This window comes from Ruegeria sp. G12 (genome assembly GCF_056533565.1).
Genome location: NZ_JBQFOO010000002.1, coordinates 47968 through 72244, shown reverse-complemented (window position 1 = coordinate 72244; position 24277 = coordinate 47968). Strand labels below are relative to the sequence as shown.

Here is a 24277-nt window from a genome sequence, read left to right as displayed (position 1 = left end):
AATAGGGCAGGTTTACACACCTTTCACAAGTGCTTTGGCAATCCCGGCTGCCAGGCGCGCGTTGTTGCGCACCAGCGCGATGTTGGCGGTCAGGGAACGGCCCTCGGTCAGCTCGAAAATCCGTTGCAGCAGGTAGGGCGTCACGGCTTTGCCGGTGATCCGGTGTTCTTCGGCATCGGCCTGGGCCGAGGCGATGATCGGGGCCAGCTCCTCAGCTGCGATCTGATCTTCTGCAGGGATCGGATTGGCGATCAGTTGTCCGCCGGGCAGCCCCAGCGCGCGGCGGGTTGCATGGGCTTTGGCTATAGCCTCGGGGCTGTCCATGCGCAGCGGGGCGCCGTAGGGGGATTTGGCGGACCAGAAGGCCGGGAATTCGTCCTGACCGAAGGCGATGACCGGGACGCCCAGTGTTTCCAGCACTTCAAGCGTTTTGGCGAGGTCGAGGATGGCTTTGGCCCCGGCAGCAACCACTGTGACCGGGGTTTGGCCCAGTTCGTGCAGGTCAGCCGAGATATCGAATGAGGTTTCGGCCCCCTGATGCACGCCGCCGATACCGCCGGTGGCAAACACTTCGATCCCCGCGTAGTCCGCGGCGATCATGGTGGCTGCCACGGTGGTCGCCCCGGTGCCGCCGGTCGAAATGCAAGCGGCCATATCTGCGCGCGAGATTTTGGCGACGCCCTGCGCCTGCCCAAGCGCCTTCAACTGATCTGCTTCAAGGCCCACGTTCAGTACGCCATCAATCACAGCCATCGTGGCCGGAACGGCCCCTGCGTCGCGGATGTCCTGTTCGACCTGCGCCGCAACCTCGATGTTCTGCGGGTAGGGCATGCCGTGCGTGATTATCGTGCTTTCCAGCGCAACGATGGGTTGGCCTGCATCTTTGGCCGCGCGGACCTCGGCTGAGTAATGGATGTCGATCACAGTGGGGTCTCTCCGGAAACGTAGGTTGCGGCGGCGCGCAGGGCGCGGGTCAGGGCCGTTTCGTCATCCGCGCCGCTGGCCTCGGACGCGATATGGGCCGCCATGAAGGTGTCGCCCGCACCCGTTACGCGGGTAACAAGCACGGATGGGGGTGTCTGGGTCAGCACGCCAGAGCCCGAGCCGACGGTGGCCGAGTTGCCGCCATCCGTCACCAGCACGCGCAGTGCGCCGCGATCCAGCAGGCCCTTGGCGGCGCTTTCGGAATCCGCGAAATCGCGCTGGCAGAGTAGCCCGGCCTCTTCGAGGTTCACATACAGCGTCGCGCGGGCGTGTTTCAGGAAGGGCAGCAACCGCTCGGCCTTACCGGGCGAGGCCGGGGCGACCCGCAGATCGGCGCGGGCGAAAGCCGGGCTTTGTGCGATCTCTTCCAGCAGGGTCAGGGTCAGGTTGCCGTCCAGCGCGATGGGGCCGTCGAACGGCATGTTTTCGTAACCAAGCGGTCCATGCATCAGAGGGCGCAGGATTTTCGCGCCCGCCGCCTCAAGCGAATGGGCGTCGGCGATTGCGGCGATCAGGCCGTTGGCCCCTTCAACTGCCATATAGCGGTCGGTCGGCAGGTCCTGTGAGCGGTAGATGTGGTCCGTCACCATGCCAAGCCTGGAACAGGCGTGCACAAGCTCATCGCCTTCGGGGTCGCGGCCTATTGCGGTCAGCAGCGTCGGGGTCATGCCGAACCGGACCAGTGTCATGGCGATGTTCATCGCCACACCGCCGGGCAGGCGAGTAATGCGCCCGGGCACGTCAGATCCCTGCCGCATGGCGCTGGCTGAACGTCCGATCACGTCCCAAAGGACAGACCCGATACACAGGATTTCGCTGTTCTTCGTCATGGCGCAGTCATGCCGCAGCCCCGGTGCCCGCGCAAGGGCGAACCAGTGCGGTAGGGCAGAATCCCGACAAAGCCTGATTTGACTTGCCATCCTGCGGATTCGGCTAAACTATCTCTGCAGATGATTGGTATTTTGATTTGTTTGGTGGAGAGTTTTTGATGGCGGGTGGTGTCGTTTCGACCATCCTCAATCGCATTACGGGTTTTCTGTTTGGTCTTTTTGTGGCGTTTGCAGCGCTTCCGGAGCAAAGCGTCGCGCAAGGCTCGGGGCCGACGGTCATTGATTTCTGGACCAAATCCGACACGCTGTTTCTGGAACTCAGCCTGAATGCCGAGGCACTTTTGGCCGGGATCGACCCCGCCGCGCCTGTAGACAACGCGCAATATCGAAACCTGCGCAGGCTGGTGTCGTCTGAATTGGAACCTCAGATCAGAGAGTTTGTCCTGCCGTGGATGCAAACCTTGCAGGTTGATGCCGCAGGGCCGGTCGCGCTGTCCTACGAGGGGGTGCGTATTCCGGTGGTCGGTGATCCGCAGACCTCGCGGGTTTCAAAGCTGCTTTTGACCGGCGCGTTGCCGGATGGGGCGGCGAGCCTGCGCCTGCACTGGCCCGAGGGGTTTGGACCTGCTGTGCTGCGACAACAGAATGTCTCGGCCCCGTACACCGCCTATCTTGCCGCTGGAGAGACCAGCCCCTTGATACCGCTGCACGGCGGAGCCTCGCTGAGTGTGGAACAGACCTTGCGGGTGTTCTTCGCAGAAGGGGTCACACGCGTTTTTCCGAATGGGCCAAAACTGATCCTGCTCGCCCTGACGTTGGTATTTCTGTCGCTGCGTGTCAGGCCGGTTTTAACTCAGTTGGTAACCCTGTCTTTGGGTGTTTTGGTTGGCATGGGACTAGCGGTTTACGATGTCGCGACGCTGACGCTCGTCATCGACGCGCAAACGTTTTCCGCAGCCATTGTGGTTCTTGCCCTCTGGAATCTGATCTGGCGACGGGTGCAGATTTGGCGACTGCTGGCGGTTTTGGCGGTTGGTTTTTTTGCTGGTTTCGGTCTGGCGCAATCCCTTGCTGCAGTCGGAGTGCCGCCCGATCATTTGCCCCCGGCCATTCTGGGATACTGGGCCGGAGTTGCAGGGACAACCATAGCAATAGCCGTGGGTGTATTTGCCGTTGCTTCGCTGATCTCCGGCAATTCGCACCGTTTGCGGGGCCGAATCTCGGTTCTGGCCTCGATGCTCATCGCGGGTGTCGGCATTTATTGGATCGTCAAACCGCTTCTGTTCGCTTAGGACATCGCAGAAGTCAGCGTTTTCAACGCGGCCAGAGGATCGTCACCCGACCAGATCTCATCCCCGATGCCGAAGAAATCGGTGCAGGGGGCAAGGTCGCGGATCAGCTCTGGGGTCAGGCCGCCTTCGGCAACGACGGGCACCTCGATCATCTCGGACCACCATTGGAACAGGTCTTTCTCGGCCAGCGTTCCATCGCCCAGAGACGAGGCCCCGACCGGACCAAAGGCGACATAATCCACGCCAATCTCACCAGCGGTCATGCCGTCATGGCTGGACGCACCGCAAAAGCTTCCGACAATGGCGTCCGCGCCCAGCTCTTTCCGCGCTGCCCGAACCGAGCGCGCTGCATCGTCCAGATGCACGCCATCCAACCCCAGCCGTTGCGCCAGCAGGACATGGTTCGAGATTACCAGCGCTACATCGCGGGCGTGGGCGACCTCACGGCAGGCATCGGCGGCGCGGGCGATGGTGTCCTCGTCACTGCCCGCCAGCGCCAGACGGATACACGCAATCTCGGCCCCGTCCAGAACGCGGGCCAGTTGATCGGGAAAGCTGCTGAGCGTGATTGTCGGAGGCGTGATCAGGTAAATCTGCGGCTGCTCGGGGGTGTCCATGGCGCGTCCTTCGGAGTTTGTTCTTAGGCGCGGTTTAGCGGATTGCGTGGGGGAAGCAAACTTTTTGCCTGCCGAGCGGGTATTTGGGAACAGAAGAAGAGGGATCGGGTTGCTCTGACCAGACAGGCGGATTAGAGCGGGCGGATATTTTCGGAGTAAGCCATGCCCAGCGATATATCCCAGCCGTCTTTCGTGCTTGTGCGCCCGCAGATGGGCGAGAACATCGGTGCCGCCGCACGGGCGATGTGGAATTTCGGGCTGGACCGGATGCGGATCGTGGCCCCGCGCGACGGGTGGCCAAACCCCAAAGCGGTGGCGATGTCCAGCGGGGCTGGGCGGCTGCTGGATGAGGCGCAATTGTTCGACGATCTGGCGGGTGCTTTGGGGGATCGCACCTATGTCTTTGCCACCACCGCGCGGCAGCGCGGCCTGACCAAGCCGGTTTTCAGCCCCGAGCGTGCGATGCAGATCGCGGCTGAAAAAGTCGCGGCGGGCGAGAAGGTGGCCGTGTTGTTCGGGCCAGAACGGGCAGGGCTTGAGAATGAGGATATTGCCAAGGCCAACGCCATAATCTCGGTCCCGGTGAACCCGGAATATGCCTCATTAAACCTTGGGCAATGCGTGTTGCTGACCGCCTATGAGTGGATGCGCCAGACCGGGGATGTGGTGCATGAGGCGACCGATCTGGGTAAGGGCGACTGGGCCACGGGGATCGAGGTTGAGAAGCTGGTTGAACACTACGAGGATCGGCTGGACGAGGCCGGGTTCTTCTACCCGCCGGAAAAGGCCGAAGGGATGAAGGTCAACCTGCGCAATCTGTGGTCACGGATGCGGATGACGCGGGCGGATGTGCAGATGTTGCACGGGATCATGCGTCAGATGGTCCGCTGGAAGGAGAAGGGCTGAGTCTGGACGTTGTCCCGCCATGGCCCTAGCTTGCAGGCAATTCAAAGACATGAGGACGGCATGAGCGGTAAGCGCAGCATCTTCGAAGAGGTCTCGGAAACCGAGAAGCAACAAGCGGTGCAACCCGGCATGATCGACCGGGGCCGGGGCGGCGCGCGCGGTGCCATTCGCGTGTGGCTGATGATCCTTTTCGCGCTGGTTGTGGTGATGATTGCCGTGGGCGGGCTGACGCGCCTGACCGACAGTGGCCTCTCGATCACAGAATGGCGTCCGATCACCGGGGCGATCCCGCCGATGAGCCAGGCCGACTGGCAGGCTGAGTTCGACAAATACAAAGAGATCGACCAGTGGCGCATCCAGAACCAGTGGATGGAACTGGAGGACTTCAAGACGATCTACTGGTGGGAATGGGGCCATCGTCAACTGGGCCGGGTGATCGGTCTGGTCTGGGCCGTTGGGTTCTTTGGCTTCCTTGCAGCACGGAAAATCCCGACCGGTTGGAACGGCAAACTGTTGATCCCCGGCATCCTTGGCGGCGTGCAGGGCGCAGTTGGCTGGTGGATGGTCGCCTCGGGCGTGACGCAGGGCGAGGGGATGACCGCCGTAGCCAGCTATCGGCTGGCGGTCCACCTTGGGCTGGCCTTCGTGATCCTCGGTTTCCTTGCGTGGTACATCTTTGAGCTGGGCAGGGACGAGCGCGACCTGATGCAGGCCCGCCGCGCCAAAGAAGCGAACCTGTTCTCGCTGTCGACCGGCCTGATGCACTTCGCCTTTTTACAAATTCTCATTGGCGCGCTTGTCGCCGGGATCGACGCCGGGCGGTCTTACACCGATTGGCCTCTGATCGGCGGGCAAGTCCTGCCGCCCGACGCGACGATGCTGGAACCGATGTGGCGGAACTTCTTTGAGAGCCCCGGCTTGGTCCAGTTCATACACCGCTGCGTCGGGTATCTTCTGCTGGCCTTCGGCGTCGTCGTCTGGCGGCGTGGCGGCACCAGCGCCCATCCGCAGACCCGCTTTGCCTTCAACGCCGCTTTTGCTGCGCTGTTGCTGCAGGTTGTGGTGGGGATCGTGACGGTCGTCTACGGCGCGCCTTGGCAGATCGCCATTCTGCACCAATTCCTGGCGGTGGTCTTCTGGACCTTGATCCTGCGCGCGCGGTTCCTGACCGCGTATCCCATTGCAACCTCGCTTCGTGGAGCCTGACCCGATGACAGCTTTTGACGATCTGATGGCGTTTCAGCGCGAAACCTCGGCCCTTGGGCAGATCGCCGGGCGGCTGGGATGGGATCAGGAAACGGTCATGCCGCGTGGTGCGGCCCCGCAACGGGCCGAGGAAATGGCGGCGATCGAGGCGGTTTTGCACGCCCGCCGATCCGACCCGCGTGTGGCGGAGTGGCTGGATAAGGCGGAATCCGAGGATCAAGCCGGGCAGGCACAACTGCGTGAAATCCGCCGGTCTTATGAGCGCACCGTCAAAGTCCCGGCCGATCTGGCAAAAGCCATTGCCCGCGTCACGTCGGCCGCGCAAGGAACATGGGCGCAGGCCCGCGCGGCTGAGGATGTCGCCGCCTTCCTGCCGGTACTGGAAGAGGTGGTTGCGCTCAGGCGCGAAGAAGGGGCCGCGCTGGCGCAAGGCGGCGACATCTACGACGCTCTGGTCGAGGACTATGAACCCTACACAACCGGCACCCAGATCGCCGCGATCTTCGATCAGATGCGCCCGCGCCTTGTCGCGCTGCGGGGGGCTCTGCTAGACCGTCCCGCGCCGCCCGCGCTTGACAGGTCTTTCAATGAGATGGACCAGATGCGCCTGTCTCAGAAACTGGCGACCACCTTCGGCTACGACCTGAACCGGGGGCGCGTGGACAAGGCCGTACACCCGTTCAGTTCCGGCAGCGGGTCCGATGTGCGGATCACCACGCGCACCAGCGAGACCGATCCGTTCAACTGCTTCTACTCGACCATTCACGAGGTCGGCCATGCTGCCTATGAACAGGGCATCAACCCGGCCTATGCGCTGACGCCGCTGGGCAGCGGGGTTTCCATGGGTGTGCATGAAAGTCAAAGCCGGATTTATGAAAACCAACTGGGCCGGTCTCGCGCTTTCACCGGTTGGCTGTTTGGCCAGATGCGCGACGTTTTCGGCGATTTCGGCATTGCGGATGCCGATACGTTCTACGCCACGGTCAACCGGGTCCACAATGGCTACATCCGGACCGAGGCGGATGAGGTGCAGTACAACCTGCACATCATGCTGCGATTCGATCTGGAACGCGCGCTGATGGCGGGCGATTTGCAGGTCGGCGATCTGGAGGCCGCGTGGAATGACCGGTTCAAGGCCGATTTCGGTTATGCGGTTGATAAGCCTTCGAACGGGTGCCTGCAGGATGTGCACTGGTCGGTCGGGCTGTTCGGGTACTTCCCGACCTACTCGCTGGGCAACGTCTATGCCGGATGCCTGCATCAGGCGCTGCGCAAGGCTTTGCCTGATCTGGACGCGCAACTGGCGCAGGGAGACACATCCGGCGCGACCGGTTGGTTGCGCGAGAACGTGCAGCAATTCGGTGGCCTGTATGCCCCGCGCGAGGTGATCGCACGCGCTAGCGGGATGGAGCCGGGGCCCGAGCCTTTGCTGGACTATCTGGAAGCGAAGTTCGGCGCGCTTTATGGTCTTTGAACGCTGGCTGTCAGTGCCACGTCACCGGGTCCAGGCGGAACAGTTTGGACAATTGGTCGTAAACATCCAGGGCTTCGGCCTTTAGGGCGCGGGGGCGTTCGAAGAAAACCTCGACCGAGACGGCAAAGAACTCCTCATGGCCTTCCGCGCCGTAGGGGTCGATAACCGTCGGTTGCCCGGTCTCGACAGCGCGCACATGGGCGTCGTAGGCGGTCAGGAACACGCGCTCCCATTCTGCGAAACTCTGCCCTTCGCCAAGGATCGGAACACCATTTGTGCCACCGGACAAATCGTCAATCTGATGCGCGAATTCGTGCAGCACGACATTCTGGCCGTCGCGGTCATTCATCGCGCCCATCTTACTGTGCGCCCAGGACAGGATCACCGGCCCGCGATCCCAGCTTTCGCCGGTGCGTACGATCTCTTTCTCGGTGACGACATAACCGCTGTGACGTTGCTGGCGGGATTTGAAGGCGTTGGGATAGATCAGGATCGTGGTCAGATTGTCGTACCACAGATCACTGTTCACGACGAGCAGACAGGCCTGCGCCGCGATGGACAGCTCCATCTCTTCGGTCACGTCCAAGCCATCGCAGCCATAGTAGCGGACCTGATCCAGAAAGAGGTTCACCTTGCCCTCCAGCGCTGTCCGAAAACGCGGCGGAAGGCGTTTGATCATTGGCACTTCGGCGTCAATGATCGCACGTTGGTGGTCGGTCAGAGGCGACACCAGCAATTTCGACCGCGCCTGTTGTCTGGACCAATAGCGGTAGCCAAAGACCCCGGCGACGAGCAGCAGAATTGCGATGAACACGTACATGCGAGAACCATAGCCGGGTCAGGCAAGGCTGAAAACCCGTGTGGCTTCATGGGTTTGCCCCACAAAGCCACACGAAAACCTATTCTTCGGCTTCTTCGTCGCCCTGATCGGCGATCCAGGCGACGCTGACAACCTCTTCACCCTTGCCGGTGTTGAAGACCTTGACGCCACCGGCGCTGCGTGACCGGAAGGAAATTCCATCGACGGGCACTCGGATCGACTGGCCTTTGGACGTGGCCAGCATGATCTGATCGTCGATCTCGACCGGGAACGAGGCCACCAGCTCGCCGCCCCGCATCGCCTTGTCCATGGCCGCCACGCCCATGCCGCCGCGTCCGCGGACTGGGTAGTCGTGGCTGGAACTTAGTTTGCCTGCGCCGCCCGAAGTGATGGTCAGGATCAGGTTCTCGGCCGCCGACATCTCGGCATAGCGTTCCTGCGTGATGGTGCCGGGTGTTGCTTCGTCCTCATCGGTCTCGCCATCATCAGCGATCCCGGCCACGGCACGGCGCATCTTGAGATAGGCGGCGCGTTCGTCAGGTCCGGCCTCGAAATGACGGATCACGGACATCGAGACGACGCGATCACCATTGGTCAGCTTGATGCCGCGTACACCGGTCGACTCGCGCGAGTTGAAGACCCGAACATCGGTGGTACGGAAGCGGATCGCGCGCCCCGAATTGGTCACCAGCATCACGTCTTCGTCTTCCGAGCAGATGCGGGCGTTTACCAGTTCCACGTCCTCGGGCAGTTTCATGGCGATCTTGCCGTTGCGGCGGACATTGGTGAAGTCTGACAAGCGGTTACGCCGCACGTCGCCCGCGCTGGTGGCGAAGACGATCTGCAAGTTCTCCCACTCTTCATCCGGCACATCGACGGGCATGATCGCAGCGATGGAAACGCCGGTCGGGATCGGCAGGATGTTGACGATCGCCTTGCCCTTGCCGGTGCGCCCCGACTGCGGCAGGCGCCAGGTCTTGAGCTTGTAGACCATGCCATCGGTGGTGAAGAACAGCAGTTGCGTATGGGTGTTGGCCACGAAAAGGGTGGTAACAACATCCTCTTCCTTGGTCTGCATCCCCGACAGGCCCTTGCCGCCGCGTTTCTGCGCCCGGAAATCGGCCAGCGGCGTGCGCTTGATATAGCCACCCGAGGTGACGGTCACGACCATGTCTTCGCGTTCGATCAGGTCTTCGTCTTCCATGTCGCCGGACCAGTCGACGATCTCGGTGCGGCGTGGCACGGCGAACTGATCGCGCACTTCGCGCAGCTCATCGCCGATGATTGACATGATGCGTTCACGCGAGGACAGGATATCAAGGTATTCCTTGATCTTGGCGGCCAGTTGCTCCAGCTCGTCCGTGACCTCTTTGACGCCCAGTTGGGTCAGGCGCTGCAGGCGCAGTTCCAGAATGGCGCGGGCCTGAACCTCGGTCAGGTTATAGGTGCCGTCGTCGTTCATCTTGGACAAGGGATCGTCGATCAGGCGCAGATAGCCTTCGATCTCGGCCGCAGGCCAGCGGCGGGTCATCAGCTTTTCGCGCGCCTCGGCGGCGTCGGCAGAGGACCGGATGGTGGCAACCACTTCGTCCACATTCGAAACAGCCACGGCCAGACCGCATAGGATATGGCTGCGCTCGCGCGCTTTGCGCAGGTCATAGGCGGTGCGGCGCGCCACGACATCTTCGCGGAAGTCGATGAACGAGGTCAGGAACCGGCGCAGGGTCAGCTGTTCTGGCCGACCACCATTCAGGGCCAGCATGTTGCAACCGAACGAGGTTTGCATCGGCGAGAAACGATAGAGTTGGTTCAGCACTACCTCAGGCGTTGCGTCGCGTTTCAATTCCACAACCACACGCACGCCGTTGCGGTCGGATTCGTCCTGCACATGGGCCACGCCTTCGATACGCTTCTCGCGCACCGCTTCGGCGATCTTTTCGATCATCGAGGCTTTGTTCACCTGATAGGGGATCTCATCCACGACAATGGCGTAGCGGTCGCGGCGGATTTCTTCGACGCGCGTCTTGGCGCGGATGATGACGCTGCCACGACCCTCAAGATAGGCCTTGCGCGCGCCCGAACGGCCCAGCATGACGCCTCCGGTCGGAAAATCGGGGCCGGGAACGTATTCGATCAGTTGTTCCGAGGTCAGGTCCGGATCGTCGATTAAGGCCAGCGTGGCGTCGACCACTTCGCCTAGATTGTGCGGGGGAATGTTCGTGGCCATACCGACGGCGATACCGCCGGCGCCATTGACCAGCATGTTCGGGAAACGTGCGGGCAGGACAGTGGGTTCCTGATCCTTGCCGTCATAGTTATCCTGAAAATCGACCGTCTCTTTTTCGATATCGGCCAGCAGGGCGGCGGCGGGTTTGTCCATCCGCACTTCGGTATAGCGCATGGCCGCCGGGTTATCCCCGTCCATCGAGCCAAAGTTGCCCTGACCGTCCAGCAAAGGCAGCGACATCGAGAAATCCTGCGCCATCCGCACCAACGCGTCATAGATCGCGCTGTCGCCATGCGGGTGGTACTTACCCATCACGTCACCGACCGGGCGGGCCGATTTACGGTATGCCTTGTCATGAGTGTTCCCGGTCTCGTGCATGGCGTACAAAATCCGCCGATGCACAGGCTTCAAGCCATCGCGTAGATCGGGGATCGCGCGTGAGACGATGACCGACATCGCATAGTCCAGATAGGACGTACGCATCTCGGATTCGATAGACACCGTCGGGCCGTCGTAAACGGGGCGCTCGGGCGGGGTTTCATCCATGTTTTCTGGGGTTTCTGGCGTATCGCTCACGTAAACGGCCCGATCTTTGGCTTGGGTCTATATCTTGTGGATACACCTTATCAGACCCGGCACATAAGGTGCAAGCAAGCAACCTAATTGGGGACCATTATCATTGTTCACGTAACGTTAACACATTGTTTTAATAAGAGTTAGGCCGGTTTCATGCTAGTCTGAAGAGACCTTGAACGAAATTGGAGGTCTGAATGGAGCAAAGCGAAACAGAATTGATGCTCAAAGGGTACGGGCTGACGACGGCGGAATTCTTCTATCACATGCCCGATTACATTCACGTATTGAACACGTTTATCTGGCAGGATTACGATCTGGCGCCGGACCATCCAAAGCTGTTCGATTTCATCGATTTCTGGCAGCGAGAGATCGAAGGACCGCTGCATTCGGTCCGCTTCACCCATCGCAAGATGATCGCGCCCGGGGAGTGGCGTAACATGGTGGGTGAGTTTCGCGTCAGTTAAACCCTCAGCCAACGCGCCAGGCGTAGACCGAACAACCAGTTGAGCCCTGTCCGGTGAAGCTGTTGCCATCCTCGGCCAGCCTGCCGCGCCAATTGACGGTGATCGCAGGGAAGTAGTCCGTTCCGTTCAATTCCTGTTCGTTCAGGTACACCACCGTATTTGCCTTTTGCCCTAGAGAGTCCGTCAGGCTGCCGGTGTATTTGTTGTCACCCGCGCGGGCGTAGCGCACCGAACCCGTGACCTTGACCACCAGGGCGCAGGTTGCCTTGAAACTCCAGCTTCCGGTCAGTGATACGCCTGTGGTTCTGGACGCTGCTGTGGTCGGTGCCGGTGTGGTGCAGATGGTGCCGCTTTTGCTTTCCAGTTCTTCCAACGCATGTTGGGTGCCCAGATCGTCGGCCCCGAGATTGGATTTGCTGGCCTTGCGGTAGTTCGCAAAAGCCTGTCGGGTCCGGGGACCTGCAACCCCGTCAGCCCCACCGGCGCTGCATCCCAACGCGTTCAGGGCGGTTTGGGTGGCGCGCATGACCTCTTTGGAATCCGTGATCACTTTGGCGGTAGGCGCAGGTTGAACCGGTAAATCGACTTTTGGAGCGGCGACAGGCTCACTCAGACCGGCCCGCAGTTGCAGGGCGATTTCATAGGTGTAGTCGGTGGACTGGTCCGCATATTTCTTGAGAAAAGTGTCCAGAGCCGAGGCGGTGCCGACAGACCGGGCCAGTTCCAGATCGGCGCGCATTTTTTCGACTGGTTGTGACGCAATCTCGGCATCGGGCGCAGTTCCGACGGCCGGTGTAAAATAAAACTCACCCAGCAACTCGTCATAATACGCTGGAATCTGAGTATGTTGCACGGTTCGGGACAAATCCCGCACCTCGCGCCGAAGGTCGGCCACCATGCTGCGCAGTTCCAGCCCCGGCTCGCTCAGGCGCGGCAGCAGGGCGCGAGTGAAGACCGAGTTCGGCTCGGCCTCGTCATCGTGCAGCCGGTCCAGGGCCATCTGGCCCGCGCCGGCTGAGAAAATCACGAACATCCCCTGCGGCGCATTGATCCGGCCCAGACCGCGCGTGCCGCCGATGCTGCGCCCGGCGGTGGTTTCAAACGGGTTGTCGCGGCAGGCGTCGATGATCGCGATTGAGGTCCGCGCCCCGGTGGCCCGCACCCGGTCGAGCAGGTTCGACAGCGCGATGGATTCGGATTTGACGAAATCCGTTTCGCCAGACAATGGCGTTTCGATATCGGTGGGCAGCAGGTAGTTCTCACCGTCAATTTCGACCCCGTGACCGGCGAAGAAGACGAAGGCTGTATCTCCGGCCTCAAGCCGCGAAGTGAACTCGGAAATTCGTTGGTTCATGCCGCGCCGGTCAAGGTTCAGCCCTCCGATGGTTTCAAACCCTAGGCCGCGAAGGCGCTGCGACACGGCCTCGGCATCAGCTACGGCTTTTTGCAGGGTCGACACCGAATCGTACTGGTTATTGCCGATGACCAACGCCAGCCGCTCTTGCGCCCAAAGCGGCGCGGCAAGCATTGTGAAACAAATAACCCAAAACCATCTCATCTTGGCAGCCTTCCAAACGTCAATCTATGCGGAACATAGCGATATATTGCCCGAGCGTTCAGTGATTTCGGTTACAGTCACGATTTTCCCTGCCAATGGATGAAAGTACGTGATCGTAGCTTTTGAAGCTGGCTTGTTTATGATCGCGCGAGATGAGCACTTGTTGGGGGGAACACCAAATGATCAGGCTTTGCTTCGCGGTGGTTGCCGCATGTGCGCTTTGTGGTTCGGCGCTGGCTGAGGGGCTTCTTGGAAACCTGAAAAAAGGCGCTGAACAGATCGGGCAGACTGTCGGCAAAGGGGTCGATGCGGTTGGGAATACTGTCGACTCCACAGCCGATCTGGTCACAAACGAAGCGACGGCAGAGGAAACCCGCGCCAAGCTGGATCTTATGGCGGATGAGGTGCTCGCCCAGTTGTTGGCCGAAAATCCCGAAGCGGATGCGCTGTATCAGATCAGCGCTGGATATGCGGTGTTCGATTCCCGCAAGGTCACGATTTTTCCCGTCTCAGCAGGGTATGGTCGCGGTGTGGCGGTATCGATGGAAACCGATCAGCATACCTACATGAACATGGGTACAGGCGGGGTCGGCGCGGCGGTTGGCATAGGTGGTTTTGAAACCAAGTTCGTCATCTTGTTCGAAACACAGGCGAATTTGGAGAAATTTATCGCCCACGGGTACGACGCCACAGCGGAAACCGGGGCGATGTATGGGGACGATAGCAGCGCCGATACCATCAGGTTCACCGATGGACGATCGTTCTTTGTTCTCAGTAAAAAAGGCTGGCGCGTTTCTGCCGGAGCCTCTGGCACAAAATACTGGAAATCGCCGGAACTGAACTGAGGGTCAGCCGGAACAGCTTGCGCCGCCCAACACGCAGAACTTGGCACAGTGCGGGTGGTTCAAGTGCACGTCAGCCTCGGCCTCGGCGAGGGTCGTGCCCATCTCGAACTCGGGCGAATAGGGCAGCAGGGTGCAGGCCAGAACCGCAGGCCTGTCCGCGCCTTTGCGTTTGACGACCATGCGCGCGTTCGAACACATCACGGCGCTTGGGGATTTGTCGAGGATACTCCAGCAGGCGGTGGTGATTTCGGGTACTTCGACGGTCTCGTCCATCTCGGGGAACAGGACGGTCTGGCCCGGATTGTTGGCGTCGATGTCAAAGTCATGTTCGGCGAAGAATGCAGCGTAGCCTTTACGGGTGTCCGCGTCCGTGTCACCCCAAACGGTGCGCCCGGCGACGGCCATGCTGAAGCCGTTGTCGCGCAACCACTCCATCCCCGTCAGAGTCTTTTCGAAGCTGCCAGCACCGCGTTCTTCATCGTGCAGGTCGGGGCGATAGTGATCGACCGAAATCCGCAGGGTCAGCTTGTCGTTATAGTCGCGCTGCAGATCCAGCAGCCCTTCGCGCATTTTCCGGCGCATCATGGGCTGCATCGCGTTGGTCAGGATCAGAACCTCGTACCCCCGTGCCAACGCCGCGCGAGTCATCTCGATGAACTCGGGGTTCATAAAGGGCTCGCCACCGGTGAAACCGATCTCGCGGATGGGCCAGTTGCGCTGTTCGATCTGGTCCAGGTAATCCGAGACCTCATCGGCGGTGATGTAAACCAGCGCATCGTTGGTCGGACTGCTGGCGATATAGCAGTTTACGCATTCGATGTTGCACAGCGTGCCGGTGTTGAACCAGAGCGTTTCGGGATTTGTCAGCGCAACCGAGGCCCGGGTTTGGCCATCCGCTGTCACCATTTTGTTTTGAAACTTGCCGACATTAGCAAGCTGAGGGGCGTTGTCTTTCATTCCCGCATCCGGTTCTTTGACGTCATGCCTCTGACTTAGTCGTTTGCGATGGAATTGGTAAGGGCCTCAGGCCGGTCCTGACAGAGTTTTGATGGGCAGAAAATAACGGACATGATTGCGCTAACATTGGACATGGCGATGGGGGCAAGGTAAGGACAACTCATGGTTTCTCGCGTCATACCCGTTGATCCATTCGATCTGGTCATTTTCGGCGGCACCGGTGATCTGGCGCAGCGAAAGATCCTGCCCGCTTTGTTTCGCAGGTATTGCGCGGGTCAGTGGCCGGATGACGCGCAAATTATCGGTGCGGCGCGCGGGGATCATACACCGGACGCCTTTCGCAAGATGGTCGCCGATTCGCTGGGCCAGCATGCGCCCCGGCGGGCAAAGGACAGCGACGCGCTGAACGGATTCCTGCAGCGGATCGACTACGTGCCGCTGGACGCAATGGCCGGGGATGGGTGGGGCGACCTGGCCGAAAAGCTGCGGGACAACCGCATTCGCGCGTTCTATTTCTCGGTCGGCCCCGGCCTGTTCGGCCCTTTGGCCGAGCGGATCAGGCTGCACGATCTGGCCTCGGACCAGGCGCGGATCGTGGTGGAAAAACCGTTCGGTCATGATCTGGAAAGTGCGCGGGCACTGAACGCGACGCTGGCGGCGCATTTCGATGAAAGCCAGATTTACCGCATCGACCATTATCTGGGTAAGGAAACTGTTCAGAACCTGATGGCGGTTCGCTTCGGAAACATGCTGTTCGAACCGTTGTGGAACAGCCAGTATGTCGACCACATCCAGATCACCGTCGCCGAAACCGTGGGTGTCGACGGGCGCGAGGACTATTACGAACGCGCTGGCGCGATGCGGGACATGATGCAGAACCACCTGATGCAGCTGCTCTGCCTGATCGCAATGGAACCGCCTGCCAAGTTTGACCCCGACGCAGTGCGGGACGAGAAGCTGAAAGTGATCCGGGCGCTGGATCAGGTTGAACCCCATCACATCGTGCGCGGTCAGTTCGCGGCAGGCTCGGACGGGCCGGGCTATCGCGACACCGTGGGCAATCCGCGCTCGACCACCGAAAGCTATGTGGCGCTGCGGGCGCATGTCAGCAACTGGCGGTGGGCGGGCACCCCGTTCTATCTGCGCACCGGCAAGCGGCTGGTGGCGCGGTCGTCGGTCATCAATGTGATGTTCAAGGACGCGCCGCATTCGATCTTTGGGGCAGACGCCGGGCGGCATGCCAACGTGCTGTCGATCCGCTTGCAACCGAACGAGGGGATCACCTTGAAGGTGACCATCAAAGAACCCGGTCAGGGCGGGATGCGGTTGGTTGACGTACCTTTGGACATGAGCTTTGCCGAAGCGCTCGGGCCCGAAAATCAGGACCCGCCCGATGCCTACGAACGGCTGGTGATGGACGTGATCCGGGGCAACCAGACCCTGTTCATGCGCGGGGACGAGGTCGAGGCCGCCTGGGCCTGGACCGATCCGATCATCGCGGGCTGGCAGGCGCGCGGTGATGTGCCCAAACCTTATGACAGCGGCAGTACAGGCCCCGGCGACGCCGAACTGCTGATGAAACGAGACGGTCGCCGCTGGCAGGGAATAAATCCATGAAAATTCAGGAATACGCCGACCAGGACATGTTGGCCATTGATGTCGCAAATGCGCTTGCCGGAGAGCTGGAGGCCGCGTTGCTGCACCACGACAAGGTCGCATTGGCCGTTCCGGGCGGCACGACTCCGGGTCCGGTGTTTGACGTGTTGTGCGCCGCTGACCTGGACTGGGACCGCGTGCGCGTTTTGCCAACAGACGAACGTTGCGTGCCTGCCGACAGCGACCGGTCGAATGAACGCCTGATCCGAGAGAGGTTGCTGACCAACCGGGCCTCGGTTGCGGAATATGTTCCTTTGTACGTGCCGGGTTCCGCCCCTGAATCGGCTTTGGCGGAAATCGAATCCCTGATCGCTCCGGTCATGCCGCTGTCGGTTCTGGTGCTGGGAATGGGTGAGGATATGCACACCGCGTCGCTGTTCCCGGGGATGGAGGGAATACAGGCTGCGTTGGATGCGCATGCGCCGATGCTGGCGGTGGCCCGGACCGATGTTCAACCCGAACCGCGCATCACCCTGACCGCGCCGGTTTTGGATGGGGCCTTGTCGAAACACCTGATCATCTATGGTGCTGCAAAACGCGAGGCCTTGGAACGCGCTATGTCTCTGCCACCTGAACAGGCGCCGATCGCGGCGGTGCTGAGCAGCATGACGGTACATTGGGCGGAGTAGGACCATGCAACTGGACACGTTGAAATCTCTGGCCGCATCTCAGCAAGACCGGCGCTTGCTCGACTTGTTCGATGCCAATCCGAACAGGGCGCAAGGCTTCTCGGCCTCGACCGGTGATTTGCTGTTCGACTATTCGAAAACGCAGATTGATCATGCGGTGCGCGACGCCCTGATCCGGTTGTGCGACGAGGCCGATCTGGCGGGGCGGCGCGAGGCGATGTTCACCGGCCAGAAGATCAATGAAACCGAAGGGCGCGCCGTGCTGCACACCGCGCTGCGCAATCTGGATGGCGGCGCGGTTCAGGTCGATGGACAAAACGTCATGCCGGAGGTTCTGGACACTCTGCAGCGGATGCGGGTCTTCGCCGAAGAGGTGCGCGGCGGGGCGGTTACCGGGGCAGGGGGCAGTTTCACCGATGTTGTGAATATCGGTATAGGCGGCTCCGATCTGGGGCCGGTGATGGCGACCCATGCTTTGGCTCCGTATCACGATGGGCCGCGGCTGCACTATGTATCGAACGTGGACGGGGCGCATATCGCGGATACGTTGCGGCAGTTGGACCCGACGCGGACGCTGGTGATCGTGGCCTCGAAAACCTTCACCACGATTGAGACCATGACCAACGCGCGCACCGCGCGGGCTTGGATGACGGATGGCGGCGGGGACCCGTCCACGCAATTCGCCGCCGTGTCCAGTGCGCTGGACAAGACGCAGGCTTTCGGCATCCCCGAGGGGCGCGTTTTCGGTTTCGCCGATTGGGTCGGAGGGCGATATTCGGTCTGGGGCCCGGTTGGCCTGCCGGTGATGATTGCCGTCGGCTCTAACGCATTTGATGCGTTCCTGCGCGGCGGGCAAGCGATGGACTTGCATTTCCGCTCCGCCGAATGGGCTGAGAACGTCCCCGTCATGCTGGCCCTCGTCGGGGTCTGGCACCGTCAGGTTCTGGGCCATGCCAGCCGTGCCGTTCTACCTTACGATCAACGCTTGCTGCGACTGCCTGCGTATTTTCAGCAGTTAGAGATGGAATCGAACGGCAAGTCCGTCGCGATGGATGGCAGCGCGCTGACCGTGTCATCTGGCCCGGTGGTTTGGGGCGAACCCGGCACAAACGGGCAGCACGCCTTTTACCAGCTGATCCATCAGGGGACCGACGTGATCCCCTGCGAATTCATGGTCGCAGCAGAGGGCCACGAGCCCGAACTGGCCCATCATCACCGCCTGTTGCTCGCCAATTGTCTGGCGCAATCCGAGGCGCTGATGCGTGGACGCTCGCTGGACGAGGCGCGTGCCCGCATGGCCGAGAAAGGGCTGGAAGGCGACGAACTGGAACGGCAGGCGCGTCACCGCGTGTTTCCCGGAAATCGACCGTCAACCACATTGATCTACCCCCAACTCACCCCGTTTGTTCTGGGCCAGATCATTGCGCTGTATGAACACCGCGTGTTTGTCGAAGGCGTTCTGTTGGGTATCAACTCGTTCGATCAATGGGGCGTGGAATTGGGCAAGGAACTCGCGACTTCATTGGGTCCGATTGTGGATGGGGACGAAAGCGCCAGCGATAAGGATGGATCGACCGCCGCCCTGGTGGATTACGCTTTGCGCCATCGCGGCTGACCGCATTCTAATATTGTCAGAAAATTGAAACATTGGCAGGCTCGCGACCAAGGCAGACCGGCGCAGCCACGCGCTGACGATGGGAGGAATGTCCATGCTGGGACAGATGATGACGCAGCCCTTGCTGATTTCGTCGCTGATTGATCACGCCGAACGCTATCACGGCCAGACCGAGATCATCTCGGTTGAAACAGACGGCACTGTGGCTCAGACCAACTGGGCCGGGATTGCGCGCAACGCGCGCCGGATGGGTTCTGCGCTGTTGAAGCTGGGCTTGAAGCCGCAGGATCGCGTCGGCACGCTGGCCTGGAACAACCGTCGGCATTTGGAGATCTATTATGCGGTCTCGGGCGCGGGCTTTGTCTGTCACACGATCAACCCGCGCCTGTTCCCGGAACAACTGACCTATATCATCAACCATGCGCAGGACCGGGTTCTGTTCTTTGATGCAACCTTCCTGCCTCTGGTCGCCGCTCTGAAAGAGCATCTGACCGAGGTGCAGCATTTTGTGCTGATGGGGGCCCGGGACGAGGCCGCGCTGTCTCAGGTGCCGGGGCTGATCTTCTTTGATGAACTGATTGAAACCGGCGATGAAGGTTTTGCGTGGCCCAGCTTTGATGAAAACACGGCCTCGAGCCTGTGTTACACATCGGGTACGACGGGGCATCCCAAGGGTGTTCTTTATTCACACCGATCTACGTTGCTGCACAGCTTTGCGTCGAACACCCGCGATGTGATCGGCTATTCCGCCATGGATGTGGTGATGCCTGTGGTGCCAATGTTCCACGTCAACGCCTGGGGCTCTCCCTATGCCTGCGCCATGTCCGGTTCAAGAATGGTGCTGCCGGGGCCGGACCTGCATGGCGAGGCGCTGGTTAATCTGATCGACACCTACGGCGTGACGCTGGCGATGGGTGTGCCCACTATCTGGCAAGGCCTGCTTGCCCATGCCGGAACATGCGGCACCAAGCTTGAAAGCCTCAACCGCACGGTGATCGGCGGCGCGGCGTGCCCGCCCTCGATGATCGAAACTTTCCGCGAGACCTACGGTGTTGACACCGTCCACGCCTGGGGGATGAGTGAGATGAGCCCGCTGGGCACCACGAACTACCCCATGGCCAAGCATCTGGAGATGCCGATTGAGGCCCAGCACAAACTGCGCGAAAATCAGGGGCGTCCGCCCTTTGGGGTCGAGTTGAAGATCGTCGACGACGACGGTAACGACCTTCCGCATGACGGCGAGACGCAGGGCGATCTGATGGTGCGCGGTCACTGGGTTCTCGACAGCTACTTCCACTTGCGGGATGAGGGCTTGCTGCAAGACGGCTGGTTCGCCACCGGCGACGTGGCGACCCTTGACCCCGATGGCTACATGACCATCCGCGACCGGTCCAAGGACATCATCAAATCGGGCGGCGAATGGATCAGTTCGGTCGAGTTGGAAAACATCGCCGTCGCGCATCCTCAACTCGCCACCGCTGCGGTTGTGGGCGTGCCGCACCCGAAATGGGACGAGCGGCCACTGCTGGTTGCGGTAAAGGCCGAGGGCGAAGAGCCGACCGAAGACGAATTGCTGGGCTTTTTCGATGGCAAAATCGCCAAATGGCAGGTCCCGGACAAGGTTGTATTCGTGGATGCTTTGCCGCTGAACGCAACGGGGAAAGTGTTGAAACGCACCCTGCGTGCGGATTTCAGCGATATTCTGATGGAATAAGTAACAGTCTGGGAGGAATGGCTCCGGCGGTAGGGATCGAACCTACGACCAATTGATTAACAGTCAACTGCTCTACCGCTGAGCTACGCCGGAACGGTTCGCGCCGTATAGCAATCTGCTTCTGTGACGTCCAGAGGTGCTGCAGAGTTTTTTCGACGAAAAAACTCGCCCGATGCCAGCGTCGGCGATCTGCCTGAAATTTGGGGAATTTTGGCTCCGGCGGTAGGGATCGAACCTACGACCAATTGATTAACAGTCAACTGCTCTACCGCTGAGCTACGCCGGAACTGAGGGGCGTATAACAACCCGGATTTTCGGCGTCCAGAGGGGAAAGGCGGGATTCGAGAAAATTTTCTTTGGGTCATGCAGTGCGGTGAAATACGGTAGTTGCAGACAACGGACCGTTTGGCGTTACCTGAGATTTTCCTGTCAGATCAACAAGGTGGGCGAAGACGTTGCGCTCGGCTGCGGGCAGAAGGGCGGCTGGGGTGTCGGTGTAGATCCGCTCGGCAAGTTGACGGGCGGCGCCGGGGGCCTGTTCCAAGGCCGCCAGAATTTGCGCCTCGCGCCCCAACCGGTGCTGAATCAGCCAGTCGAGCCGCCCCGCAGGGTCGGTGATCGGCGCGCCATGTCCGGCGTGGAAGGCCGACCAGTCTCGCGCCCGTAGGCGGTGGCAGGCGGCCATGAAATCGGTCAGGTCCCCGTCAGGGGGCGAGACCAGTGAACTGGCCCAGCCCATCACGTGATCTGCGGTGAAGCAGGTATCGCCCCAAGCCAGGGCGATGTGATTGCCCAGATGGCCGGGGGTGTGGATGACCTCTAGCTGCCAGTCATCGCCTTCGATCACCTGTGAATCAGCGACCTCGATATCCGGTCGGAACGCGGTGTCGATGCCCTCGCCACCTCCGGCCAGACCGTTGTGGGCCAGTTGGGTCATGACGTCGCTGCGCCCCGCTTCAGGCCCGCCAAACGCCAGAACCGGAGCACCTGTCCGAGCCGACAGAGGGCCAGCCAGTGGCGAGTGATCCAAATGGCTGTGCGTGACGAAGATGTGGCTGATCCGCTGCCCGGGCTGCAGCACGTCCAGAATCGCCCGCAGATGCGCGTCGTTCAGCGGGCCCGGGTCGATCACGGCGATGTCCCTGTCCCCCAGCAGATACGTATTTGTGCCGCGATAGGTCATGGGCGATGGGTTCGGTGCCAGAATACGACGCAGCCCAGGCTGCAATGCGATCGCCTGACCCGGCGGCGGGTTGAAATCGTCAGGGGCTTGCATTCTTGTCCTCTTCCTCTCGCCGGGGCAGCCCGTTAGGTTTAGCCTATGTCGTCGCAATGGCTCAAACCCTATATGCCGCGCAGCCTGTACGCCCGGGCCGCATTGATTCTGGTTCTGCCGGTGATCGTACTGCTGCTGGTGGTCGGAAATGCCTTCCTGCAGCGGCACTTAGAGGATGTGACAGCGCAGATGGTCCGCGCGACCGTGCGTGAGGTCGATCTGATCACAAACGCCATGGCCGATGTGGAAACGCAGCAGCAGGCGCTGGCGGCCGTGCGCCCCGATCTGGCTGCTTTGGAAATGAAGGTGCGTTTTCTGGGGCTCAACGAAATGCCGGATATCGGCAAACGGCGTTGGTATGATTTTATCGCTCCGCAGGTCGAAATGGACTTGCACTCTCAACTGCCTGACCTGCAGGCCGTGGCGTTGCCCAGCGGTGCGGACGTCCGGTTGTATATCCGGACACATCTGGGCCTGCTCGAACTCACCTTTGACAGGCGGCGCTTGTCGCCGACGGCCCCACATCAGTTGATGGTGACGATGGTGTTCTTTGCCATTGTCATGACCTCAATCTCATTCCTTTACATGCGCAACCAGTTGCGCCCGATCACCCGTTTGGCCAACGCGGCGCAGGCGTTTGGTCGTGGGCGCGTTGTGCCCTACACACCCGGTGGCGCGATTGAAGTGAGAGCCGCCGGAAATGCGTTCCTGGATATGCGCGCCCGGATCGAACGGCAGATTGAGCAGCGCACGCTGATGTTATCCGGTGTCAGCCACGATCTGCGTACCCCGCTGACGCGCCTGAAGCTTGGCTTGTCCATGTTACCCGAGGACGAAGCCGCACCCTTGCAACAGGATGTCACAGAGATGCAGTCGCTTCTGGACGCGTTTCTGGAATTTTCCCGAGGAGCCGCCGAAGGTGCCCCCGAAGAGGTCGAGCCCGAGGCCTTTCTGCGTCAGATCGTCGATGACGCGCAGCGGGCCGGTTATCAGGCCGAGTTGGTCAGCATTCAGGGCGACGGCACCGCAACTTTTCGCCCTACAGCTATCCGCCGCGCCGTTGAAAACCTGATCGGGAACGCGGTCCGGTATGGCAGCAAGGCAGAGGTCAGCCTGACCCTCAGCGCCAGATCAATGCGCATCCGGGTCGAAGATGACGGCCCCGGCATCCCGCCCGAGCAGCGCACCGAAGCCGTCAAACCCTTTACCCGGCTGGACCCGGCCCGCAATCAGAACAAGGGCAGCGGCGTGGGCCTTGGGCTGGCCATCGTAGCCGACATCGCCCGCGCGCATGGCGGGACATTGCGACTGGCTGAAAGCGAGCGGCTGGGCGGTTTGTGTGCGGATATCGTGATCGGACGGTAGTCTCCGGTTTCGACCAAGAAGTAACCTCGAAACCTGTATAAGTATTTGGTTCTATTTTTCACTCTGTGAGCCGCTGCCGGACATGGCATCAGTTTTCAGGGAAAAAGAGAGCGCCGAAATCCGTTTGGAGGCTCATCAGAAGAATGACAAGCGTCAAGAGCACCAAGGTAACAGCGAAGCAGAAGTTGCCCCAGAAAACGGAAGTCTGGATCGTTTTCATCTGTCCCTGATTTCGGTCCTTACGGAATGCTGTGCTGTGGCAGATAAAGGCAGTCAGAGCAAAGATGATCGCCATCAAAAAGAAGGCAACCGAAAGCAAAAGCCAGAGTTGATCTGAAATCGCTTCATGGATTTCGTACCACAGCAGCGATCCCAACAAGAATTGAAGAAAGGCGACGAGGAACCAGATGCGGAGCAGAGATTTTGCGACCACAAAACCGAACCTTCGGGCGGAATAGCTGGCCGCAGTAGCGGCCCACGCAAACATCAACGCAACAAATGCCGCCCCGCCATAGACCATCGCTCCAAAGGCAGTGTGCCCGGCTCTCCAAACGTGCCCGGTAAGGTATTCCGACGGAGCTCGGGACCCAAGAGCCACAACTATCAATATCGCCAGGACGCCGGCAAACGGAACCGCCAACAGGAAAACCCGGTTCAAGAGCGTGACCAATCCGAGAGTGATGACATCCTTGCGCTGCGCACCTATTCGGCTGCGCAAGGTTGCCTCCAACGCGTCAATGCTGTGACCTTTCCCAGCCTCAAGATCCTCGGAACGAAGGTTGTGTGTCTCGAATTCGCTGAACGGCTCGATAACCTCGTCGCTGTCGATCGCGATCGGTATCAGCTTGTTCTCGAAATAGGCGAGACCGGATTCGGCGATCTGCCAGGGTGAGGGCTTCTCTGGAAAGATGGCAAGCATCAAGTGCGCGTCCAGAACGGATCGCCTGATCTCTTCGCGGAACTTTCGGCCTGCGGTGATCTGTTCGCTCATCCAGACCGACAGGCCCCGGGCATCCAGTATGTCGCGCAGAATGTGCGCGGCTTTCTCGGTTTCCTTGCTCCAGGCAATGAAAACCACGGCCTTGGGCGAGAAGTAGCTTCTTGCGGCAGGCTTTTCAGTTGCTGTCATTTCGGCCCCCTCACGTAAAACCGCGCTGCACACGCGATGAGTACATGGCTGCCAATCAGAATAGCGTATTTCGGGCCATTTTGCCCGTGCGGCGACCAACGGGTACGTCCACGCTTAGAAATGGGGTCTGGAACTCA

20 protein-coding genes and 2 tRNA genes are annotated in these 24277 nt (G+C 60.6%); 11 read left to right on the top strand and 11 right to left on the bottom strand.

From position 1 onward, the window contains the following. Nucleotides 1-12 precede the first annotated feature (12 nt). Together ACR0JN_RS04155 and ACR0JN_RS04150 are read right to left on the bottom strand one after the other, a co-directional pair. The gene (locus ACR0JN_RS04155) at nucleotides 13-924 is read right to left on the bottom strand and encodes a pseudouridine-5'-phosphate glycosidase (protein WP_480884452.1); all 912 of its coding nucleotides are present in this window, start codon (nucleotides 922-924) and stop codon (nucleotides 13-15) included. Next, nucleotides 921-1814, bottom strand: a complete 894-nt coding sequence (locus ACR0JN_RS04150; RefSeq protein WP_480884451.1) for a PfkB family carbohydrate kinase — start codon at nucleotides 1812-1814, stop codon at nucleotides 921-923. Before ACR0JN_RS04150 ends, ACR0JN_RS04155 begins: the two co-directional genes overlap by 4 nt. A 158-nt stretch (nucleotides 1815-1972) precedes the next feature. On the opposite strand from ACR0JN_RS04150, the gene ACR0JN_RS04145 reads away from it, so the two are divergent. Further along, nucleotides 1973-3106 (top strand): HupE/UreJ family protein, encoded by a 1134-nt coding sequence (locus ACR0JN_RS04145; protein WP_480884450.1) that lies wholly within the window; start codon nucleotides 1973-1975, stop codon nucleotides 3104-3106. Here ACR0JN_RS04145 and ACR0JN_RS04140 read toward each other — a convergent pair. Beyond that, nucleotides 3103-3723 carry a thiamine phosphate synthase gene (locus ACR0JN_RS04140; RefSeq protein ID WP_480884449.1) on the bottom strand — a complete coding sequence of 207 codons (621 nt, stop codon included), beginning with the start codon at nucleotides 3721-3723 and terminating at the stop codon, nucleotides 3103-3105. The two genes, ACR0JN_RS04145 and ACR0JN_RS04140, sit on opposite strands and share 4 nt — an antisense overlap. Before the next feature lie 162 nt (nucleotides 3724-3885). Between ACR0JN_RS04140 and ACR0JN_RS04135 the strand changes: the two genes are divergently transcribed. The 3 genes from ACR0JN_RS04135 to ACR0JN_RS04125 are packed head-to-tail and all read left to right on the top strand — an operon-like array spanning nucleotide 3886 to nucleotide 7309. Further along, nucleotides 3886-4629, top strand: a complete 744-nt coding sequence (locus tag ACR0JN_RS04135; RefSeq protein WP_480884448.1) for an RNA methyltransferase — start codon at nucleotides 3886-3888, stop codon at nucleotides 4627-4629. Nucleotides 4630-4689: 60 nt separating this feature from the next. Then, entirely contained in the window at nucleotides 4690-5835 is a 1146-nt protein-coding gene (gene ctaA / locus ACR0JN_RS04130) for a heme A synthase (RefSeq protein ID WP_480884447.1), read from the top strand. A 4-nt stretch (nucleotides 5836-5839) separates the two neighbouring features. Beyond that, nucleotides 5840-7309, top strand: a complete 1470-nt coding sequence (locus ACR0JN_RS04125) for a carboxypeptidase M32 (RefSeq protein ID WP_480884446.1) — start codon at nucleotides 5840-5842, stop codon at nucleotides 7307-7309. Nucleotides 7310-7319: 10 nt separating this feature from the next. On the opposite strand, the gene ACR0JN_RS04120 is transcribed toward ACR0JN_RS04125, so the two are convergent. Together ACR0JN_RS04120 and gyrA are read right to left on the bottom strand one after the other, a co-directional pair. After that, nucleotides 7320-8129, bottom strand: a complete 810-nt coding sequence (locus ACR0JN_RS04120) for a M90 family metallopeptidase (protein WP_480884445.1) — start codon at nucleotides 8127-8129, stop codon at nucleotides 7320-7322. 79 nt (nucleotides 8130-8208) lie between these two features. Continuing rightward, nucleotides 8209-10932: a DNA gyrase subunit A gene (gyrA, locus tag ACR0JN_RS04115; RefSeq protein WP_480884444.1), complete on the bottom strand. Its 2724-nt coding sequence runs from the start codon at nucleotides 10930-10932 to the stop codon at nucleotides 8209-8211. A gap of 194 nt (nucleotides 10933-11126) precedes the next feature. On the opposite strand from gyrA, the gene ACR0JN_RS04110 reads away from it, so the two are divergent. After that, on the top strand, nucleotides 11127-11396 hold the full coding sequence (locus ACR0JN_RS04110) for an usg protein (RefSeq protein WP_480614810.1): 270 nt from the start codon (nucleotides 11127-11129) through the stop codon (nucleotides 11394-11396). Nucleotides 11397-11400: 4 nt separating this feature from the next. Here ACR0JN_RS04110 and ACR0JN_RS04105 read toward each other — a convergent pair whose 3' ends face one another. Continuing rightward, complete coding sequence (locus ACR0JN_RS04105; protein ID WP_480884443.1) at nucleotides 11401-12924, bottom strand: caspase family protein; 1524 nt, start codon at nucleotides 12922-12924, stop codon at nucleotides 11401-11403. Between the two features lie 209 nt (nucleotides 12925-13133). On the opposite strand from ACR0JN_RS04105, the gene ACR0JN_RS04100 reads away from it, so the two are divergent. Further along, nucleotides 13134-13799, top strand: coding sequence for a lipid-binding SYLF domain-containing protein (locus ACR0JN_RS04100; protein ID WP_480884442.1), 666 nt, complete (start codon nucleotides 13134-13136; stop codon nucleotides 13797-13799). A gap of 3 nt (nucleotides 13800-13802) precedes the next feature. On the opposite strand, the gene ACR0JN_RS04095 is transcribed toward ACR0JN_RS04100, so the two are convergent. Further along, the gene (locus ACR0JN_RS04095; protein ID WP_480884441.1) at nucleotides 13803-14756 is read right to left on the bottom strand and encodes a radical SAM protein; all 954 of its coding nucleotides are present in this window, start codon (nucleotides 14754-14756) and stop codon (nucleotides 13803-13805) included. Nucleotides 14757-14918: 162 nt separating this feature from the next. Here ACR0JN_RS04095 and zwf point away from each other — a divergent pair, with 162 nt between their 5' ends. The 4 genes from zwf (at nucleotide 14919) to ACR0JN_RS04075 (ending at nucleotide 20370) form a co-directional block, all read left to right on the top strand. Further along, nucleotides 14919-16373 carry a glucose-6-phosphate dehydrogenase gene (zwf, locus tag ACR0JN_RS04090; protein ID WP_480815486.1) on the top strand — a complete coding sequence of 485 codons (1455 nt, stop codon included), beginning with the start codon at nucleotides 14919-14921 and terminating at the stop codon, nucleotides 16371-16373. Then, nucleotides 16370-17041 (top strand): 6-phosphogluconolactonase, encoded by a 672-nt coding sequence (pgl, locus tag ACR0JN_RS04085; protein WP_480815487.1) that lies wholly within the window; start codon nucleotides 16370-16372, stop codon nucleotides 17039-17041. The genes zwf and pgl overlap by 4 nt, the downstream gene beginning before the upstream one ends. Nucleotides 17042-17045: 4 nt before the next feature. Then, nucleotides 17046-18656 (top strand): glucose-6-phosphate isomerase, encoded by a 1611-nt coding sequence (gene pgi, locus ACR0JN_RS04080; protein WP_480884440.1) that lies wholly within the window; start codon nucleotides 17046-17048, stop codon nucleotides 18654-18656. A 94-nt stretch (nucleotides 18657-18750) separates the two neighbouring features. Continuing rightward, entirely contained in the window at nucleotides 18751-20370 is a 1620-nt protein-coding gene (locus ACR0JN_RS04075) for a long-chain-fatty-acid--CoA ligase (protein WP_480884439.1), read from the top strand. 18 nt (nucleotides 20371-20388) lie between these two features. On the opposite strand, the gene ACR0JN_RS04070 is transcribed toward ACR0JN_RS04075, so the two are convergent. The 3 genes from ACR0JN_RS04070 to ACR0JN_RS04060 form a co-directional block, all read right to left on the bottom strand. Further along, nucleotides 20389-20463: transfer RNA gene (locus ACR0JN_RS04070), tRNA-Asn, on the bottom strand. Between the two features lie 118 nt (nucleotides 20464-20581). Then, nucleotides 20582-20656 (bottom strand) — tRNA-Asn (locus ACR0JN_RS04065). Between the two features lie 75 nt (nucleotides 20657-20731). Further along, nucleotides 20732-21646 carry an MBL fold metallo-hydrolase gene (locus ACR0JN_RS04060; RefSeq protein WP_480884438.1) on the bottom strand — a complete coding sequence of 305 codons (915 nt, stop codon included), beginning with the start codon at nucleotides 21644-21646 and terminating at the stop codon, nucleotides 20732-20734. Nucleotides 21647-21691: 45 nt separating this feature from the next. Here ACR0JN_RS04060 and ACR0JN_RS04055 point away from each other — a divergent pair, with 45 nt between their 5' ends. Beyond that, on the top strand, nucleotides 21692-23011 hold the full coding sequence (locus ACR0JN_RS04055; protein WP_480884437.1) for an ATP-binding protein: 1320 nt from the start codon (nucleotides 21692-21694) through the stop codon (nucleotides 23009-23011). Nucleotides 23012-23099: 88 nt separating this feature from the next. Here the strand turns inward: ACR0JN_RS04055 and ACR0JN_RS04050 are convergent, their stop codons facing one another. Beyond that, nucleotides 23100-24140 (bottom strand): toll/interleukin-1 receptor domain-containing protein, encoded by a 1041-nt coding sequence (locus ACR0JN_RS04050; RefSeq protein WP_480884436.1) that lies wholly within the window; start codon nucleotides 24138-24140, stop codon nucleotides 23100-23102. Nucleotides 24141-24277 lie beyond the last annotated feature (137 nt).

Excerpts from the sequence above, each read along its gene's own strand:
- ACR0JN_RS04110 (WP_480614810.1), top strand. The coding sequence starts at position 11,127 with ATGGAGCAAAGCGAAACAGAATTGATGCTCAAAGGGTACGGGCTGACG.
- ACR0JN_RS04140 (WP_480884449.1), bottom strand. The coding sequence starts at position 3,723 with ATGGACACCCCCGAGCAGCCGCAGATTTACCTGATCACGCCTCCGACA.
- pgl (WP_480815487.1), top strand. The coding sequence starts at position 16,370 with ATGAAAATTCAGGAATACGCCGACCAGGACATGTTGGCCATTGATGTC.
- ACR0JN_RS04055 (WP_480884437.1), top strand. The coding sequence starts at position 21,692 with ATGTCGTCGCAATGGCTCAAACCCTATATGCCGCGCAGCCTGTACGCC.
- ACR0JN_RS04145 (WP_480884450.1), top strand. The coding sequence starts at position 1,973 with ATGGCGGGTGGTGTCGTTTCGACCATCCTCAATCGCATTACGGGTTTT.
- ACR0JN_RS04095 (WP_480884441.1), bottom strand. The coding sequence starts at position 14,756 with ATGAAAGACAACGCCCCTCAGCTTGCTAATGTCGGCAAGTTTCAAAAC.
- ACR0JN_RS04100 (WP_480884442.1), top strand. The coding sequence starts at position 13,134 with ATGATCAGGCTTTGCTTCGCGGTGGTTGCCGCATGTGCGCTTTGTGGT.
- ACR0JN_RS04120 (WP_480884445.1), bottom strand. The coding sequence starts at position 8,129 with ATGTACGTGTTCATCGCAATTCTGCTGCTCGTCGCCGGGGTCTTTGGC.
- ACR0JN_RS04050 (WP_480884436.1), bottom strand. The coding sequence starts at position 24,140 with ATGACAGCAACTGAAAAGCCTGCCGCAAGAAGCTACTTCTCGCCCAAG.
- ACR0JN_RS04125 (WP_480884446.1), top strand. The coding sequence starts at position 5,840 with ATGACAGCTTTTGACGATCTGATGGCGTTTCAGCGCGAAACCTCGGCC.
- ACR0JN_RS04075 (WP_480884439.1), top strand. The coding sequence starts at position 18,751 with ATGCTGGGACAGATGATGACGCAGCCCTTGCTGATTTCGTCGCTGATT.
- pgi (WP_480884440.1), top strand. The coding sequence starts at position 17,046 with ATGCAACTGGACACGTTGAAATCTCTGGCCGCATCTCAGCAAGACCGG.
- zwf (WP_480815486.1), top strand. The coding sequence starts at position 14,919 with ATGGTTTCTCGCGTCATACCCGTTGATCCATTCGATCTGGTCATTTTC.
- ACR0JN_RS04105 (WP_480884443.1), bottom strand. The coding sequence starts at position 12,924 with ATGCTTGCCGCGCCGCTTTGGGCGCAAGAGCGGCTGGCGTTGGTCATC.
- ACR0JN_RS04135 (WP_480884448.1), top strand. The coding sequence starts at position 3,886 with ATGCCCAGCGATATATCCCAGCCGTCTTTCGTGCTTGTGCGCCCGCAG.
- ACR0JN_RS04060 (WP_480884438.1), bottom strand. The coding sequence starts at position 21,646 with ATGCAAGCCCCTGACGATTTCAACCCGCCGCCGGGTCAGGCGATCGCA.
- ACR0JN_RS04150 (WP_480884451.1), bottom strand. The coding sequence starts at position 1,814 with ATGACGAAGAACAGCGAAATCCTGTGTATCGGGTCTGTCCTTTGGGAC.
- ctaA (WP_480884447.1), top strand. The coding sequence starts at position 4,690 with ATGAGCGGTAAGCGCAGCATCTTCGAAGAGGTCTCGGAAACCGAGAAG.